Raw genomic sequence first — 15,423 nt, 5'->3', positions numbered from 1 at the left:
GCTTAGTGCCTGTTCTGCCCGCTTCTAGTCGGCAAAAAAGCCGCTGCTTCCGGAATTCTCCGGTGGCCAGCGGCTTTTGCAGTTTTTAAATACTATATCTAATCACATCTAGCTTGTCCAGGTCTTCCGCCCGGTTCTATGGACAATAAGCAGATGCAGCCCGAACAGCAGCACCATAACAAAAGCACTGGCCAGAAAGGGAGCGCTGTGCCCTACTGAATCCCAGAGTTTCCCTGAGATCACAGGACCAGCCACCATACCGGAGCCCTGCAGCGTCAGGAACAGTCCCCATACGGTTCCTCTCTCTCCCTTAGGTACCTGCTTGGCCAAAAAAGCATTCCAGGCCGGGAGAATCAAGGCATAGCTGATCCCTACAAGCGCTACTGCACAGAAGGCGAGCGGCAGCCAGCGCACCTGTGAAAAAAAGGCTAGCGAGCCCGCGGCGAGCAGGAATCCGATGTTCAGGAAAATGGTTGTTCCGATCCGGTCCACCAGTTTGCCGGCCGGAATCAGTGCCAGTACGGTAATGCCGCCCCCTGCAATCAGCAGCAGGCTGAATTGGTTCGGCGTCACATGCAGCTCGGAACGGGCAAACAGGGTGACTACAGGGGTCATGAGGCCTATCGCAAAGGCCTGCAGAAAGAGTGCAGGAAACAACAAGCGGCTGACCTTCAGCGAGGTTCTGACCTGATGCCATGTCCGCTTCAGACTTTCCAGCGGTTTCATCCGTCTGCCCACGACCGCCGCTCCCTCTTCTCCCCGATCCCGCACAACCGCATGAGGCGCATGACTTCCTATCCTTGACGGCAGCAGCAGTGCAACGGCCGCGACAGCTGCGGCACAGCCCATAAGCACCAGAAACACGGCCCGGTAGCTCTGTCCGCCATGATCCATCAGAAAGTTGACTGTGATGGGGCCGATCCCGGTTCCAGCTAGTGAGGCCATCTCCACAGCACCCATGGCCGCCCCGCTGCTTCCGCTTTTCGTCGAACCGGCCAGCTCGGTAATACCAGTCATGGTACAAGGCCAGAGCGGTGAGGTGCCAATGCCCAGAATCAGACAGGCAACAGATAACCAAAGTGCATCTTTGGCATAAATGATCAGTCCAACCGCCACCAGAATCAGCAGCAGAGCCCCTGTCATCGTCCAGCGGTATCCAATGCGTTCCATGACCCAGCCCGACGGGCTGCGGAACAGATTGTCTCCCAGGTATTGCATTGCAAACGAGAAGCCAACGACTGTTACTGAAAGTCCAAGGATATTCTCCATATAAACCGGCAGAAGGGCTACCAGTAGTGATCCTTTTACAAATTCCACCAGAAAAATAATTACCCACATCTCCATAATGAACGGAGAGGCTAAATTGATATGCATACGTTCAGCTACTTTGCCAGACATTCCATCACATCCTAGTATTATGGTGATTGATTTGTTATACTGATGCTTGCTTGAAAAAATTACTCTTCACGAAAGGTTGTGACAGCATTAAATGGATCAACATGTAACTCCCCTCTTCACCGCTCTCAAAAAGCATGCCGCCGGAAATCCAGTTCAATTTCATATTCCCGGGCATAAGAAGGGGCTAGGAACCGATGCCGAATTCCGTGAGTTTATCGGCGATAACGCTCTATCCATAGATTTGATCAACATCGCACCGCTTGATGATCTTCATCAGCCTACCGGCGTAATTCTTGAAGCTCAAAAACTGGCTGCGGAGGCTTTCGGCGCCGACTATACCTATTTTAGCGTACAAGGCACGAGCAATGCCATCATGACTATGATCCTCTCTGTCTGCTCGGAAGGAGACAAAATTATTGTACCGCGCAACATTCACAAATCCGTGATGTCAGCGATTATTTTCTCCGGAGCCAAGCCTGTTTTTGTCTCTCCTGTACAGGATGAGAATCTTGGGATAGACCACGGTATTACCACCAGCGCACTCGAGAAGGCCTTAAGGCGCCATCCCGATGCCAAGGGTGTACTTGTTATCAATCCAACATATTTTGGCGTTTGTGCCGATCTGCGTTCGATTGTCGACCTGGCCCACAGTTACGGCGTTCCCGTACTGGTGGACGAGGCACATGGAGTATTGATTCATTTTCATGAGGATCTCCCGGTATCGGCCATGCAGGCCGGAGCGGATATGGCAGCCACCAGTGTACACAAGCTTGGCGGCTCCATGACACAGAGCTCGGTGCTCAACCTGAATGCCAAGACCGGCCTGGTCAACCCGCAGCGGGTTCAAACCATTCTCAGCATGCTGACTACAACTTCAACTTCATACATCCTGCTGGCATCCCTGGATACCTCCAGACGTAATTTGGCCCTGAACGGCCACGAGATGGCTGCAAGAACCATTGCCCTATCGAACTATGCCCGTGATACCATTAACAGCATTGAAGGCCTCTACAGCTTCGGCAAAGAAATTCTGGGTACGGAAGCAACGTTCAATATTGACCCGACCAAGCTGAACATCCATGTGCGCCATCTCGGCATCACCGGTTACGAAACCGAGAACTGGCTGCGCCAGAAATACAACATTGAAGTTGAGCTTAGCGACATGTATAACATTCTTTGCCTGATTACGCCAGGAGATACCCAGGAATCGGTAGATAAGCTCATTGCCGCACTGAAAGTACTCTCTGCCATTCATTACAGCAAAGGTGAAATCTATGAGCTCAAGGTGCAGGTGCCGGAAATTCCGCAACTGGCACTGATTCCGCGGGATGCATTCTATGCCGATACCCAGCTGGTTCCTTTCCGTGAATCCGCTGGCTACATCATCGCAGAATTCATTTACGTATATCCTCCGGGGATTCCGATTCTGCTCCCAGGTGAAGTAATTACCCAGGATAACATCGATTATATCATCGATCATGTGGAAATCGGGCTGCCGGTCAAAGGTCCGGAGGACCGCAGTATCACGAACGTCAAAGTCATCGTGGAGGCGGACCCGATCTCCTGATCGCCTCCCCTTCATACATTCAACATACAAAAACCCGATACTTCTTCAGTATCGGGTTTTTGTATGCAAGCCTCGCAGGTCTTGTCCAATATCGAGAGGCCCACTTTGCTTCATGAAATCTATTCTTGCTGGGCAAGCAGCTCGTTGTAAGCTTCTTCAACAGCTTTCCATTCAGCTTCATCTTCAATGTTGTAAAGCACCATTTCTTCATCTTCTTCTTCCATGCGCAGAATGATGCCGTCTGCCTCAGGGTTTTCGCGTTCCAGCAGCAGTGCATATAACTTCTCGCCTACGTCGAACGTTTCCACCAGCACCATTTCCACATCTTCGCCCTGCTCGTTCGTCAAGGTCAGCACAAACTCCTCGTGCTCATGGTCGTGATCATGTCCGCAACCGCATGCTTCACCATGTTCATGGCCATGCTCATGTTTGTGATCGCTCATTGTAATACCTCACTTTGAATTGAATTATCCTACATTTGGTATCGTAACACGTAAGATAAGCAAGGTCAATTTGAGGGTGCTCTGAATTGATCAATCCAGCGCAGTGATTACTTTCTCTGACACAAGTACATAATCCGTACCTTTGGAAGGTTTGATATAGAAGCCAACCCGGTATTTTCCGGAATCCTTGAAATCATAGGTGAACTCCGAAGTCGGAAACCAGAAGTCCTCTTTCTTCGAGCCGCCCAGTTCCTGGGACTGGATATCCTTCACGTTGCCCGACGGGTCCGTGATCGCAACCTTTACCGCCGCAACATCCTCGGTCAGACTGTCTACCTGGGTCAACACCTTGATCTTTAGCTTGCCTACATTCACATTGCCAAAAACATTATCACCTTTAAACAGAACAATATGCACATTGGGTCTCAGGATGCTCAGTTTACCAGAACCATCCCAGCTGACAATACCCCCTGCTTCTCTGGCGGGAATGTAGGCTTTGCCGTCAATCAAGTAACCGCCATCCGATATTTCCTTGCCGTTGCTCCATACTCTGATCTTCTGATTAACGGCATCTGCAAATAATAATGAACCGCCCATTAAGGAAAACACAACCATACACAGCGCTATTTTTTTCCATCTCATCACTAGAGACCCTCCAAGTAATTCATGCTGTTAATGTATACTGTAAAAATTGCGACAAGTTGCGGAATGACAGGGAATTATTTCATTCCTTTTGTGAAGAATGATACGATAGAATAAATAGATTCGGCTATGAATTCCAGGAGGGTTTTTCACCATGACAATTGACTTGCAAATGTTGGGCACAGGGGATGCCTTTTCCACAAAATACTATAATAACAACGCGTTGCTTCAGGTTAACGGATATACACTGCTGATCGACTGTGGAGTGACCGCACCCAAGGCTATGAAGGCACTAGGGAAATCTTTCCATGAGGTGAACGAAACACTGATCACTCATATTCATGGCGATCATATCGGCGGATTGGAAAATCTGGCCCATACCATCAACCGGGAACCACACGGCGGCAAAATGACACTGCTGCTGGCAGAGACCCTGATAGAACCGTTATGGCAGCACCCTTTGCTTCATAAACTTCATGAGGAGGGTAACCGGTCCCTGTCCGATGTTTTTGATATCAAACCGCTTGAACCGGGTATCCCCTATCCTTTGTCGCCCGCACTAACTGTGGAGCTGATTCGTACACCGCATATCCCCGGAAGGGACAGCTATTCACTACTGCTGAATGAGAAGGTTTTTTACAGTGCGGATCTGACCTTTCAGCCTGAGCTTCTGCTCAGCCTTGTCCGTAAGCGCGGGATCGCAAGAATTCTGCATGATTGCCAACTTCGCGGACATGGGCAGGTCCACACTACCCTCAAAGAGCTGATGTCCTTGCCGGAGGAAGTACGGAAACTCATTCTGCTGATGCATTACAGCGATGAGAAGCCGGGTTTTGAAGGCCTGACGGGAGAAATGGAGTTTTTGGAACAGCACAGGATCTATAGCCTTTAATGGAGTTTGACATACAAAAACGGCCGGGCAGCAGCGTCAACGTACGCCTGTCCGGCCGTTCCTATCTATACCGCCTTAAAACTGCGGAAGCTGATCCAGATTGTTGGTGGGATCGCCGTCCGCATCTCCGCGGATATACATCTCGCCATCTTTACCTTTGAACACATTCACTCCGGCAATAGTGCCTGCCTGAACCTCCTGCAACGCCTGCTGATAATCCAGCACCCGCCCTGAAGAGGTCTGGAAGCTGGTCAAATCTCCGTCACCGTTACGCTGAGCCGCAATAAACCGTTCGCGTGTACTGCTCATTTGGAATCTGCTCCTTCGCATTTGGATTGTCCATGGTCAGACTCACCTTAGCGTGTCCTCCGAAGCAACATAGTATGTACCCACTTGCCCGTTTACAGCGCCTTTTCCATCCGCACATGCAGGATACCGGCATCATAGAAAGGCTCCTGGGAAATTACCTTGTAACCCAGCTTCTTGTAAAACTCTTCTGCGTGGCACTGGGCGTCCAGAATGGAGGCTTCAAGACCGATCTCCCGGGCCAGCTCTTCCAGCGCCAGTAAAAGAACCCTTCCGTACCCCTTGCTGCGATAAGCTTTATGGACGGCTATCCGCTGCATTTTGGCCGCTCCGGCTTTATAATAGATCAGTCTTCCAGTTGCTACCGGAATCCCCTCATCCACAAGAAGCATATGATGGGCGTTGTCCCCCACTACATCATATTCATCAAGTTCCTCTTCCACTGGAACCTTCTGTTCTTCTACAAATACCTTTTTACGGATATCCAGCCCCATTTGGAGTTGTTCATCTGTAGTTACATGTACAATTTCTGCTGCCATTGTCTTTTGGGTCTCCTCTCCATAGGTCAAAATGATAGTTGACCCATTATACAGAAATTCCATTTCTCTGTACAGAGCAAGAAAGCAGGCCTTCCAGACGCCGCTATTGCGTGGAATAGACATCTTCCGGGATTGAACGGCTATATACATCCTCTAGTACCGGGGACAGCCTGTTGTCGGCCGGGTTAAGCGGCCCTTCCAGGTCAGACATCCGGTGGAGCTCCACCACTCCGGGCGCCTCATCCCGAACCGCACATCCCGCCATTCCCATAAGCACAAGCAAACAGACTGCGGCTCTCACCAGTAATCTTCTGCTCATAAGCATACTCCTCCTATCCTTTAGCTTTTTACAGCTTTGACGGTTTGGAGTGCTGCTAAACGGGGGATCACAGATTTACATTTCCCACTACATGCACCAGGTACATCAGGAAGCCGATACATCCTGCAAGTGCAAAATAGGCTGCACCGAATTTCCAGCGCGAGCTAGCCGGCACCTCATAATATTTATCGTTCTCAAATACCGTATATTGGACCTCACATTGTGCATTCAAGTGCAGTCCGTTCTCTGCAGTCACCTGGTCAAGTCCGGTCAGTTTGACCTTCTCAATGATGCACTGTACAGGAAGTCTGGCGGTTCCGTAATAATCCAGGCTTTCGTAACGGATGCCGAGATATTGCTGGCGCTCCAGATCACTGTAGGTAGTAAACGGCAAGTCCCTTTTGTGTTCGGGCCCCGGAATCAGATACCCTTGTTCCCGCAAATGCTCTACAGGAATCAGGAATCTGAAAACAACCGTTCTCACCTGACTGTTCTTGCGCCGGCTGATATATTTCTTGTACAAATCATAGGCAAACAGCACCCAGATAATCAGGAACAGGATCGACTTCAGGTACAGAATCACACCCAAACCGCCAATCAGCCCTACCAGCCAGAGCCAGCGCGTGACCGCAGTCGCAATACGCCCTCCATCCAGTGGATGGATCGGCAGCAAATTCAGAAGGTTGAGGAGAAATCCGATATAGGCCAGCGAATACAACAGCGGACTGTGATAATAATAGGCGAATGCAAAAACAACTGCCGCTCCTGCGCTGCCCAAAAGCGGACCGCCAAAGGCTACATAAGCCTCCATTTTTGCATCCAGCGGCTGTTTTTTCATGGTAATTAAAGCCCCCAGAAAAGGGATGAACAACGGAGCACTCACCGGCAGACCAATCCTCTTGGCGGCGATTACGTGTCCGAGCTCATGGACAAACAGCAGCAGGACAAATCCGATGGCGAATTGCCAAGGATAGATCAGTGCATAGGCCCATACGGAAACCATCATGGATATCAGCGGACCGGCGATTTTCCCCAGCTTTAAAAGTGACAGTATCGCCTTTCCTTTCAGGAGCAGCATAGCTGCCCCGCCTCCCAGCCATTTTAGTCCGGCGGAAGTTTTTTTCTTTTGTTCATTGGGCTCTGGCAAATTCTTTGCTCCTTTTCTTCGTTTGATTCAAGATTATCATGTTGACGGCAGTGATTCCACTATTCCGGAGGGAGCAGGAGAACGAGACAAAAAAAACCTCCAGCAACCGATTACCATCAATCAAGCTGCGGAAGGGAACGGAATTCAGACTCTATTAATAGAAGAAACCGGCACCGCATCATGGGCATTCCATAGCTCCTCTCTAATCCGGAGAACCGTTCCCGAAAAAAATATTGCCTTTACCTTACATCCTGTGGTATTATAAATTTCGTTGCAGGACGGTAGCTCAGCGGGAGAGCACTATCTTGACAGGGTAGGGGTCATGGGTTCGAACCCCATCCGTCCTATAGAGAAAAACCCTTGATATTCAAGGGTTTTTTGTTTGTTTAGGGATAAGTTGGAGTGTGGCAAGAGGAGTAAAATAAGTCTTTGGTCAAGAATAGTTTTTTTAGAGAGATTTTAGGGTAAGCATTACTTTATCAGTGGGTTTTACTCTTGGATAAATTAAATTCATGTAGATGAGAAAAGCCGACCGCAATGGGTCGGCTTTTCTATGTTTTGTTCATTACAGCGGCTTTAATTGTTCGAAGAAAATAAAGAATTAGTCTTCCACTGTAAGATTAAACTCTCGTTTCCCGTAAGCGTAGTCTTACTTTATCACAATTTATTTATATAAAATCTTTTTGCCATATTTCTTTTGAATATTCTACTAAGAATCCTATGGAAAGGTAAAACTGTTGATCAGAACCGACATACATCTTATCCGCGCCTTTTTTCTTGACTCTATCAATTCCTTCGTAAATAACTGCTCTTCCAAGACCCATTTTTCTGTACTTGGGTATAGTTCCTACCGGTTCTAATATTCCTATTTGATTCAATTCGTCGTACCAGACGTTGGCAAATGAAGCAACCTCATCAAACTGATCAACTATGGCTAAATCCAATTCCGGCAAATAACCAGGCGCCTTTCTTAAAGATCTAAAGCAACGTTCCGCATCATCATCATCTGAAATATCTTGCTTATAGTAACCAAAGGCTCTTCCATGTGCAAAGCCTTTCTGATAATCGTTAATCTCATTCGCGTCGACAATCCTAAATCCATCTGGCAGTTCCGCTTTAAACTCATCAGCCAGGTTCATGCTGGACATAGCTTCTCTCCATTCGAGTAGCATATAATCTCTGTTTCTCAAAATTTCCTTAAGCTGCCATGAATCTTCGTTTACTCTAAGAGCGATGGACCATCCTGACTCATTCTGTAGAGCTAATTTCTTTTCCGCATGATCGACCAACTCATTAAGGAATTCATTTGAGAATTCTTTGTCCGCAAGCTGGAAAAATGCTGCGCCCGTTTTTCTCCCTATCCTGTCTCCTTCCGAATTCACAATTGCAACTATGTCATCGTTCTCATCTTCCCATAATCCAACAGTTTCTGGCCAAGTATGAAAGGTATCATGCATGATTTGTCCCCAATATCGATTGAAGATCCAACGGTCTATTAACCAATTTTTCCGAAAGGGGGTATGTTGACAGGAGTTTTTCAAAAAATCTCTAATTCTTAAAAAATCACGATCTTTAAATTCTTTTCTGATATATTTCATAAGGTCACTCCTTTTCAGAAAATGTAACAAAGATACAGATGCCAATCCTGCTTTAGCCATTTTATGCAGGTTATTTTATCATTCCCTGTATGTTGAATGGATTGTTGCTTCATATACCTTTATAACCTTCTAAATCAGTACAGAGGTAAAGTTTAGATAATCCTAATTTTCTTATCTCTCTGATGGCATGTTCTAATAGGACAGCTCCCAGTCTATTTCCTCTTAAGAATTATCCAAAACAGCAATTTAAAACCTTGGTAAGTCAAATAGCTTCATCAAAATATTCCAATACTTTAACCATTATTGACAACTCCTATTTGGGACATATTTACAACTATACAATGGGTTGAGATATCGTTCTAGGTATATTTTGAATAAAACCATTTGTCCATATACGATTTGTACTTCTGGGAAGCACAAATAGACCAAAATATAATTTGGTCGGATTAATTATTTGTATCATTTTATGGATGAGTTAATTTCCATATAAGGCTCACATCGAGGGTAATTTTCACTGAAGCATGACCTAGACGTTCAGATACGACTTTAGGATTAACACCTTGTAACCGCAGTAGGGTTGCATGCGTATGTCGCATACCATGAAACTTCATTTTCTTTAGACCAACTTTCTCTAGGGTAGGGGTCATGGGTTCGAACCCCTCCGTCCTATACGCAAAAAGCCTTGATATTCAAGGATTTTTTGTTTTTTATGGATAGAAAATAGACATGCCAAAGAAACCGTTGACCCTTTGTGGTCACGGAGCGTATAAATCTGCACAAATAAAATAAGCGGCCTCCCTGATTTTCGGAAGATCGCTTATTTATCTAAATCGAAACTGAAGAAGCTCAAGCTTCATACTTTGATATTTAAGGGGAATACTCATAAATGAGGAATACTGATGATGAGCAACAGTTGATAAACAGCAGATTTAGTCTATGCAGCCTCCACTAGTCCGTCACCAGCGAGCATTAGCTTATCGAAGTTTTAAGATCAAAATGATACGATTAAGAAACGCCAGCAGTACACTTATTGTTCTCACTGCCAAATATCCGTTTGAATACAAAATCTACCCGTGGGTCCAGCAAATCCATCGCCATCCGCTCCATCCGTTATTATTACAGACTGAACCCTTATTGGAGAATTTATTGCTCAAATATCAATCTTGGGTATTGGATGATCATGGTTTCATTCCACGCACTACAAACAGCATATAAATTTGAAAATCCCATACTCTTTTCTGGCTTATGACTAGGTCTTTACGCTTATCATAACGTTGGTGGATCAGCAATCCGAGCTCCCCAGCATGTTCATATTCTTCATCAAGTTGGTTTAAACCAATCTCTAGTCCTTCTATGGCCTGCTGTCGCTCTAACTCTACCATTCTTAGCTTTTGCTCGCTGGAAGTGCTCGAGTTATCCAGGACCACCGGCAAAGTAATTGCGTCCACTTCAATATGAACAAAACCAAGTTCTTCGAATAGCAACGGTAATAATGAAGGGTCTAATGCATAATTGCCAATTCCTCTTGAAGAATCTTTCCTGGACCAGATTTCATGAATCGGTTTCCATAACTCCTGTTCCCTGACTGACATCTGTGCTTGTGAAGCAGACAACGGCGTGGAGATAATGCTTTTCTCAGGTCGAGAACTCATCACTGAGACCGTACCTCCTGATCTACATATCCGCTGTTGTTCAAGCAAGAAATCACGATTGGGAACATGCTCAATCACAGTATGCGATATGCACGCATCAACAGAATCAGAGGGGAGCGGAACTTTAAGTATATCTCCTTGGATGTATGTAATATTATTCATACCTTGCTCTCGAGCTTCTTTACTGGCGTACTCAATAAAAGCAGAATCGCGATCAATGCCCATGAGAGAAACATCATGATTTAGCCACTTCGATATTTTTCTGGTCAATGTTCCAGGACCACATCCAAGATCGACAATACTCATTCCAGGCTGTAGTCCCAATGCTTTGATAAAACAATCCCTTCGTTCATCGCTAAATCTGAGCTCCCTTGTATAGTCCAAAGTCTTAGGGCCTTGAACAAGGGTTGACCAATAGTTATCCATAACTTCACCTCTATCTTGAAAACTGAAATACAGTTCCACTAGAAGATTATATTATTAAAACTCTTATTTTAAAATGTTACCTGCATCATCAGGAAAACCAAATGCAAGGGCTGAATGCTATCACGGCCCTCAGCATCCCATATTCCCCTTTGAAAACATGAAAAAAGACACTATTTAAGGTATCTACTTCACTCCATATGGAGCCGAGAGGAGTCGAACACCTGTCCGAAGATAACGGCACATAAGCTTCTACGTAGTTACAGTTTTGATGTCACTCTAGAAGCCCCCCACAGGCAAGATACTTCTTGGTGGATGCAGTAGGTAAGCAGGAAGATCACCGCCTAGATGTCGCAAAAGAAAGGGAGCATCCGCTAATAGGATGCTCCCACATTTTTACTTCCTCAAAGCACTGATCTCCTGCTCTGTTAATCCAGTGGCCTTTGTAATAGTCTTTATGTCTATATTCATAGCAAGCATATTTTTGGCCACTTTCTTTACACCTGCCATTTCGGCACTTCCCAACATGGAAGCTTCGTCATGCAAGTACTTCTGTCTGGCCTCATACAACCGTCTGGCTTCTGAATCTTGACTCAAATATTGCAGAGTATCCATTGCCTTCTCCAATCCAGGCTCATTCATCTTCAGCACCTCCCAGTGTGATGTATCGGCACCCTTTAAGAACAACAGCCAATTGATCAGTCCACCCTCAGACGGAACGCTATGCTCATCTAACTTCGGCAACTCCAGGAAATGCACCTCAATATCGTCAATTAAGGATATCCCCGTCCGGTCTTCCCGCAGATGAAATACGTTATGATATTGCTCATTCTTCAAGAACGAATAGTTTAAAATGTTAATCGTCACCCATTTCTTCAGCTCCGGATATTTGTCTCCCTCGCTGAGTTGACTCGCATATCGTTTGCTCCAATAAAAGAGCGTCCGTTTCTCGATGTCGTACTTATTAAACAACTGCATCTCTATATCAATCAGCTTGCCTTCAGAAGTCTTGGCGTAAACATCGAAGATGGACTGTTTGTCGAGTGGATCATCTTTATCCGTATAAGGATTCATCAGGATGATCTCAGTCAACGGCGGCTCGCCAGCTTCCGTAAAAATGCGGTTAAGAAACGCCAGCAGCACATCCTTGTTATTCTCGCTGCCAAATATCCGTTTGAATACAAAATCCACACGTGGGTCAAGCAAATCCATCGGCATCAGCTCCATTCATTATAATTATAGCATTTCCCGAAGGTTTTGAACCCAACAAAGATGCGTAGAACCCCTCAGATTGAATCATGTTGTCGTTTTGAAGCATTGCTGTAAACACGTCTACAGTATGAGTAGTTGAAGAACTGAAAAGCTTTGAGAGCTTTAGAGAAGTAGTTTAAGCTTAGTAATGCCGATGGTGACGTATGGAAGGCGGAAACAAACGCCGAAGGCGAAGCCTTCCGTTATAAAACTTCCACTCTTAGTTTGTTTAGTGTAATATGGCACGCTAGAAAAGAGCGATATCATCACTACCAACGCGGGGTATGGAAGGTATTGTGGCTACGCCCTGCGGGAATTATCGAGCTTGGGGCATCCGCGCTGCATAAGCAGGCGTTCCGAGGCGTGGCCGGCCAGTTGGTGACTGGGGAGGATAAGGAGTTTGTACATCTGGAGTCCCGGCTTCGCGCCAAGGAAGGATGAGGAATTGGACTAAATGCGGCATGCTACGGAGTCCAGTATTTTCAGAGTTTATCTTATAACCAGAAAAAGCCCGCCGACTAGTTAGGGTTAGGGCATTCGACGGAGCAACTGACACTGCTACCCGATTAGAGCAACTACGAGTGAACCTAGCTTCATTACCATTTTCTCTATTTAGTAAATCCGCCAACGTTGGATGCTGGTGGAATGAACATAGGTTCGGTTATTAGTTTTGAAGATTAAATCAAGAATGATTTAGAGATGATTACCAGCAATATGAACAGAACCAGAATTGCAGTGGTAGAAGTAAATCCTCCACCCCAACCTCAAACGGTGAGATACGGTTTACTTTCTCCACGTCTATACCTTTCAAGATTTACTGATCAGGAATAACCTATTACATGTTCCATATCAGTAAAAGAAAGGGGGAATAAACCATGAACTTTCGCAAACAAGCCAAATTACTACAGGGAAAAACCATACAGGTGACAACCACTGGCAGTATTTATACCGGAACTCTCTTATCGGTTGGCACAGATTTTCTTATTCTAAGTTCCATCATTAGAGGGCGTAGAAGACGTCGCATCATTCGATTGGCAGAGATTATTCTGCTGTCTAGGTTATTCGGCTAAAAAATATCAGTTACAGAAACTAGGGGATCTCCCGAGATCTCTTGTATAAACAGGAATAACCCGTCAGGCACAAGCCCGGCGGGTTATTTTATGTATGCTCTGAATTCAAATCGTTCCCGGATAAACCGTCCACCGGCTATCTTGATACTATTCGGGGAATATCCCTCTACTATCCCGCCATAATCCATGATATGTTCCTTCTGGATCATCTTCAGGCTGGAACCATACAGATACCTTAGACTGTGCCAGGGCAGCAGCCAGAAAGTCGGTATCGCTCTCCATGACTTTGTATGTTTTATTCATCTCCCCGATACCCAAACTCCCCAATCTTCTCTCCGTTTTCAAACACCTCTATAAAACGTAAGTGACCTTCTTCGGCTGAGGCGGCAATCATTCTCGCTGTTGCCTCTTGGATCGTTGCCCCCGCAATTGTCTCTTCAGGCTTGTCGTCGCGAAAAACATATCAATAACCGCGTACACCGCATCGTCAATCTTAACCTCGGTATGTCCATGTACATCCCTTCGTTTTACTTTAATATAGCCTATTGGTAATATTGTGAAAATACGTTTGGAAGTCAGGTTGTAAATATGGAATTTGAGGTGTTAGAACCTGTGAAAGAGCTAATTTCCATATAAGGCTCTGCCAAGCTGTTCAGCTGTTTCTTTCTGCATACTGGGTGTTGCATGCGTATGGCGCATACCATGAAATTTCATTTTCTTAGACCGACTTTCTCTATGGTTTTATTAAATGCCCTCCTAATGTTGCTCTTGTTGGTCGGTAACAAGCGCTATAACTCTCGATGAAAAAGATTCATTAAGCTCTAACCGGCAGTTTAGCGTCGTGTCTATGTTCTAAAATATAGAGGAGAATTCGTATCATCTAACGAATAAGTTGGCGAAGTTGCTAAGCTGAGCAATAGTTAAAACATTTGAGGTGGGAAACAATGCTTAATAATCAAGTTATTTATTGGATAGGTGGTTCCTCTTGTGCTGGTAAAAGCACACTAGCAAAAATGTATGCAGAAAAGTACGAATTGGAGCTATATTCATGTGATGAATATTTTGATAGACATTTGCAGGATGTTTCAACTAGTGAGTACCCGGCGATGCATAAAGTTTCTACGATGAGCCCTAATGAAGCTTTCTATACAAGGGAAGTCCAAGAACAGCTAAGTGTGTATATACAGGTTTTTATTGAGGACTTTTCGTTTGTCATAAAGGACCTCGCAAAGAGAAAAGATAAACCTGTTGTTGTTGAAGGCAATCAATTATTACCTTCGCTCGTATCAGCACATTTAAATGAACATCATAAAGCTATCTGGATTATTCCGACAGAGCAATTTCAAAGAGAACAATATTCCAAAAGGGAATGGATACAAGGCATATTGCAAAACACTGAAAACCCCGCTTTAGCTTTTAACAAATGGATGTCTCGCGATGCATTATTTTCAGAATTCGTCCAAAAAAGTGCCTTTGAATTACAGCTAAATGTATTAGAAGTAGACGGCAGTAAAACTCTACAGGAGAACTTTAGACTGATTGAAAATCTCTTCAGTGAAATCATACATGATTGAACTATCGGGAATCCTTAGTTGATGCGTCTACTATTCGTTAATTTACTGTATACATAGGTAGGCAGCCAACATCCAGAATATCAGCATCTCAAGCTTTGCAAATTGTAGTGAAAGTCAAGAGATATGATTCAAGAAATCAGCAATGATCTTATATATTTTGTTTATTTAATGGCTAAGTCCTTGCACTATTACTGGAGGTATTTATATGGCTAAATTACAGGACCATTATGACACCAATAAATTTTTAAATATGGAATTTATTTGTCGTGACAATAGACCCGATCAGGGCTGTAGCTTTAAAATAACAAATTTTGAACACGGAAGTGTCATTGCTAGTGATATAGGGTGGACAAACGCTACCTTAAATAAATTTATTGAAATGCTTACTAATTTCCCTATGCCTTCATATGAAGGCTATTTTTCTCATTATGATGAATCATTTGAATGGAAATGGGAACAGCAATCTGAAACCGAATTATATCAATTATCAATTTCCGTCTCAGGAAAAGTATTTTCTTATTATGCGAGTATTAAAGACTTCCAGGAATTTGGCACGCAGGTTTCTCAGGAAACTGAAAATGCTCCAAATTTTGATTCATGAA

The 15,423-nt window shown here is 44.9% G+C and carries 17 protein-coding genes, 1 tRNA gene and 3 pseudogenes; 7 read left to right on the top strand and 14 right to left on the bottom strand.

Annotated elements, in window-relative coordinates; translation table 11 throughout:
* Window positions 1-108: 108 nt before the first annotated feature.
* Window positions 109-1,398: an MFS transporter gene (locus A3848_RS29205; RefSeq protein ID WP_074088545.1), complete on the bottom strand. Its 1,290-nt coding sequence runs from the start codon at window positions 1,396-1,398 to the stop codon at window positions 109-111.
* Window positions 1,399-1,489: 91 nt separating this feature from the next.
* Between A3848_RS29205 and A3848_RS29200 the strand changes: the two genes are divergently transcribed.
* On the top strand, window positions 1,490-2,965 hold the full coding sequence (locus A3848_RS29200; RefSeq protein ID WP_074088544.1) for an aminotransferase class I/II-fold pyridoxal phosphate-dependent enzyme: 1,476 nt from the start codon (window positions 1,490-1,492) through the stop codon (window positions 2,963-2,965).
* A 119-nt stretch (window positions 2,966-3,084) separates the two neighbouring features.
* Here A3848_RS29200 and A3848_RS29195 read toward each other — a convergent pair whose 3' ends face one another.
* Window positions 3,085-3,408 carry a DUF1292 domain-containing protein gene (locus A3848_RS29195; RefSeq protein WP_019911532.1) on the bottom strand — a complete coding sequence of 108 codons (324 nt, stop codon included), beginning with the start codon at window positions 3,406-3,408 and terminating at the stop codon, window positions 3,085-3,087.
* A 90-nt stretch (window positions 3,409-3,498) separates the two neighbouring features.
* Window positions 3,499-4,050: a flagellar hook assembly protein FlgD gene (locus A3848_RS29190; protein WP_074088543.1), complete on the bottom strand. Its 552-nt coding sequence runs from the start codon at window positions 4,048-4,050 to the stop codon at window positions 3,499-3,501.
* A 154-nt stretch (window positions 4,051-4,204) separates the two neighbouring features.
* Between A3848_RS29190 and A3848_RS29185 the strand changes: the two genes are divergently transcribed.
* Window positions 4,205-4,942, top strand: coding sequence for an MBL fold metallo-hydrolase (locus tag A3848_RS29185; RefSeq protein WP_074088542.1), 738 nt, complete (start codon window positions 4,205-4,207; stop codon window positions 4,940-4,942).
* Window positions 4,943-5,017: 75 nt separating this feature from the next.
* Here A3848_RS29185 and A3848_RS29180 read toward each other — a convergent pair whose 3' ends face one another.
* From A3848_RS29180 to A3848_RS29165, 4 genes are all read right to left on the bottom strand, one after another.
* The gene (locus A3848_RS29180) at window positions 5,018-5,251 is read right to left on the bottom strand and encodes a DUF3892 domain-containing protein (protein WP_074088541.1); all 234 of its coding nucleotides are present in this window, start codon (window positions 5,249-5,251) and stop codon (window positions 5,018-5,020) included.
* Window positions 5,252-5,343: 92 nt separating this feature from the next.
* Complete coding sequence (locus A3848_RS29175) at window positions 5,344-5,787, bottom strand: GNAT family N-acetyltransferase (RefSeq protein ID WP_074088683.1); 444 nt, start codon at window positions 5,785-5,787, stop codon at window positions 5,344-5,346.
* Window positions 5,788-5,890: 103 nt separating this feature from the next.
* Window positions 5,891-6,106 (bottom strand): hypothetical protein, encoded by a 216-nt coding sequence (locus A3848_RS29170; RefSeq protein ID WP_074088540.1) that lies wholly within the window; start codon window positions 6,104-6,106, stop codon window positions 5,891-5,893.
* 67 nt (window positions 6,107-6,173) lie between these two features.
* On the bottom strand, window positions 6,174-7,184 hold the full coding sequence (locus tag A3848_RS29165; RefSeq protein WP_143192483.1) for a site-2 protease family protein: 1,011 nt from the start codon (window positions 7,182-7,184) through the stop codon (window positions 6,174-6,176).
* Here A3848_RS29165 and A3848_RS32565 point away from each other — a divergent pair.
* Both A3848_RS32565 and A3848_RS29160 read left to right on the top strand, forming a co-directional pair.
* Window positions 7,111-7,518, top strand: a complete 408-nt coding sequence (locus A3848_RS32565; protein ID WP_178382098.1) for a hypothetical protein — start codon at window positions 7,111-7,113, stop codon at window positions 7,516-7,518. The genes A3848_RS29165 and A3848_RS32565 overlap by 74 nt on opposite strands.
* A 10-nt stretch (window positions 7,519-7,528) precedes the next feature.
* Window positions 7,529-7,600 (top strand) — tRNA-Val (locus A3848_RS29160).
* A 321-nt stretch (window positions 7,601-7,921) separates the two neighbouring features.
* Here A3848_RS29160 and A3848_RS29155 read toward each other — a convergent pair.
* From A3848_RS29155 to A3848_RS29140, 5 genes and pseudogenes are all read right to left on the bottom strand, one after another.
* Complete coding sequence (locus tag A3848_RS29155) at window positions 7,922-8,851, bottom strand: GNAT family N-acetyltransferase (protein ID WP_074088538.1); 930 nt, start codon at window positions 8,849-8,851, stop codon at window positions 7,922-7,924.
* 497 nt (window positions 8,852-9,348) lie between these two features.
* Window positions 9,349-9,480 (bottom strand): annotated as a pseudogene (locus A3848_RS29150) (tyrosine-type recombinase/integrase); the annotation flags it as partial.
* 372 nt (window positions 9,481-9,852) lie between these two features.
* Window positions 9,853-9,943, bottom strand: a pseudogene (locus A3848_RS33530) (PD-(D/E)XK nuclease family transposase); the annotation flags it as partial.
* A gap of 86 nt (window positions 9,944-10,029) precedes the next feature.
* Complete coding sequence (locus A3848_RS29145; RefSeq protein ID WP_074088537.1) at window positions 10,030-10,929, bottom strand: class I SAM-dependent methyltransferase; 900 nt, start codon at window positions 10,927-10,929, stop codon at window positions 10,030-10,032.
* A gap of 393 nt (window positions 10,930-11,322) precedes the next feature.
* A complete protein-coding gene (locus A3848_RS29140) occupies window positions 11,323-12,138 on the bottom strand; it encodes an Rpn family recombination-promoting nuclease/putative transposase (protein ID WP_256702592.1) in 816 nt (271 codons plus the stop codon).
* A gap of 333 nt (window positions 12,139-12,471) precedes the next feature.
* Here A3848_RS29140 and A3848_RS32560 point away from each other — a divergent pair, with 333 nt between their 5' ends.
* Window positions 12,472-12,618: a hypothetical protein gene (locus A3848_RS32560; protein ID WP_178382103.1), complete on the top strand. Its 147-nt coding sequence runs from the start codon at window positions 12,472-12,474 to the stop codon at window positions 12,616-12,618.
* 236 nt (window positions 12,619-12,854) lie between these two features.
* Here A3848_RS32560 and A3848_RS33360 read toward each other — a convergent pair.
* Window positions 12,855-12,941 (bottom strand): annotated as a pseudogene (locus tag A3848_RS33360) (YjcZ family sporulation protein); the annotation flags it as partial.
* A 453-nt stretch (window positions 12,942-13,394) separates the two neighbouring features.
* Entirely contained in the window at window positions 13,395-13,550 is a 156-nt protein-coding gene (locus tag A3848_RS29130) for a hypothetical protein (RefSeq protein ID WP_256702591.1), read from the bottom strand.
* A 641-nt stretch (window positions 13,551-14,191) separates the two neighbouring features.
* Here A3848_RS29130 and A3848_RS29125 point away from each other — a divergent pair.
* Both A3848_RS29125 and A3848_RS29120 read left to right on the top strand, forming a co-directional pair.
* Window positions 14,192-14,821: a hypothetical protein gene (locus A3848_RS29125; RefSeq protein WP_074088534.1), complete on the top strand. Its 630-nt coding sequence runs from the start codon at window positions 14,192-14,194 to the stop codon at window positions 14,819-14,821.
* Between the two features lie 205 nt (window positions 14,822-15,026).
* On the top strand, window positions 15,027-15,422 hold the full coding sequence (locus A3848_RS29120) for a hypothetical protein (protein ID WP_074088533.1): 396 nt from the start codon (window positions 15,027-15,029) through the stop codon (window positions 15,420-15,422).
* Window position 15,423: the final 1 nt, after the last annotated feature.

Source organism: Paenibacillus sp. P32E (genome assembly GCF_001909085.1).
GTDB lineage: Bacteria > Bacillota > Bacilli > Paenibacillales > Paenibacillaceae > Paenibacillus_AQ > Paenibacillus_AQ helianthi.
This window is presented reverse-complemented; position numbering and strand designations above follow the sequence as displayed.

Bases quoted from the DNA above. Each gene is read 5' to 3' on its own strand.
- A3848_RS29205 (WP_074088545.1), bottom strand. From the start codon at position 1,398: ATGTCTGGCAAAGTAGCTGAACGTATGCATATCAATTTAGCCTCTCCG.
- A3848_RS29200 (WP_074088544.1), top strand. From the start codon at position 1,490: ATGGATCAACATGTAACTCCCCTCTTCACCGCTCTCAAAAAGCATGCC.
- A3848_RS29195 (WP_019911532.1), bottom strand. From the start codon at position 3,408: ATGAGCGATCACAAACATGAGCATGGCCATGAACATGGTGAAGCATGC.
- A3848_RS29190 (WP_074088543.1), bottom strand. From the start codon at position 4,050: ATGAGATGGAAAAAAATAGCGCTGTGTATGGTTGTGTTTTCCTTAATG.
- A3848_RS29185 (WP_074088542.1), top strand. From the start codon at position 4,205: ATGACAATTGACTTGCAAATGTTGGGCACAGGGGATGCCTTTTCCACA.
- A3848_RS29180 (WP_074088541.1), bottom strand. From the start codon at position 5,251: ATGAGCAGTACACGCGAACGGTTTATTGCGGCTCAGCGTAACGGTGAC.
- A3848_RS29175 (WP_074088683.1), bottom strand. From the start codon at position 5,787: ATGGCAGCAGAAATTGTACATGTAACTACAGATGAACAACTCCAAATG.
- A3848_RS29170 (WP_074088540.1), bottom strand. From the start codon at position 6,106: ATGAGCAGAAGATTACTGGTGAGAGCCGCAGTCTGTTTGCTTGTGCTT.
- A3848_RS32565 (WP_178382098.1), top strand. From the start codon at position 7,111: ATGGATATCAGCGGACCGGCGATTTTCCCCAGCTTTAAAAGTGACAGT.
- A3848_RS29165 (WP_143192483.1), bottom strand. From the start codon at position 7,184: ATGCTGCTCCTGAAAGGAAAGGCGATACTGTCACTTTTAAAGCTGGGG.
- A3848_RS29155 (WP_074088538.1), bottom strand. From the start codon at position 8,851: ATGAAATATATCAGAAAAGAATTTAAAGATCGTGATTTTTTAAGAATT.
- A3848_RS29145 (WP_074088537.1), bottom strand. From the start codon at position 10,929: ATGGATAACTATTGGTCAACCCTTGTTCAAGGCCCTAAGACTTTGGAC.
- A3848_RS29140 (WP_256702592.1), bottom strand. From the start codon at position 12,138: ATGGATTTGCTTGACCCACGTGTGGATTTTGTATTCAAACGGATATTT.
- A3848_RS29130 (WP_256702591.1), bottom strand. From the start codon at position 13,550: ATGAATAAAACATACAAAGTCATGGAGAGCGATACCGACTTTCTGGCT.
- A3848_RS29125 (WP_074088534.1), top strand. From the start codon at position 14,192: ATGCTTAATAATCAAGTTATTTATTGGATAGGTGGTTCCTCTTGTGCT.
- A3848_RS29120 (WP_074088533.1), top strand. From the start codon at position 15,027: ATGGCTAAATTACAGGACCATTATGACACCAATAAATTTTTAAATATG.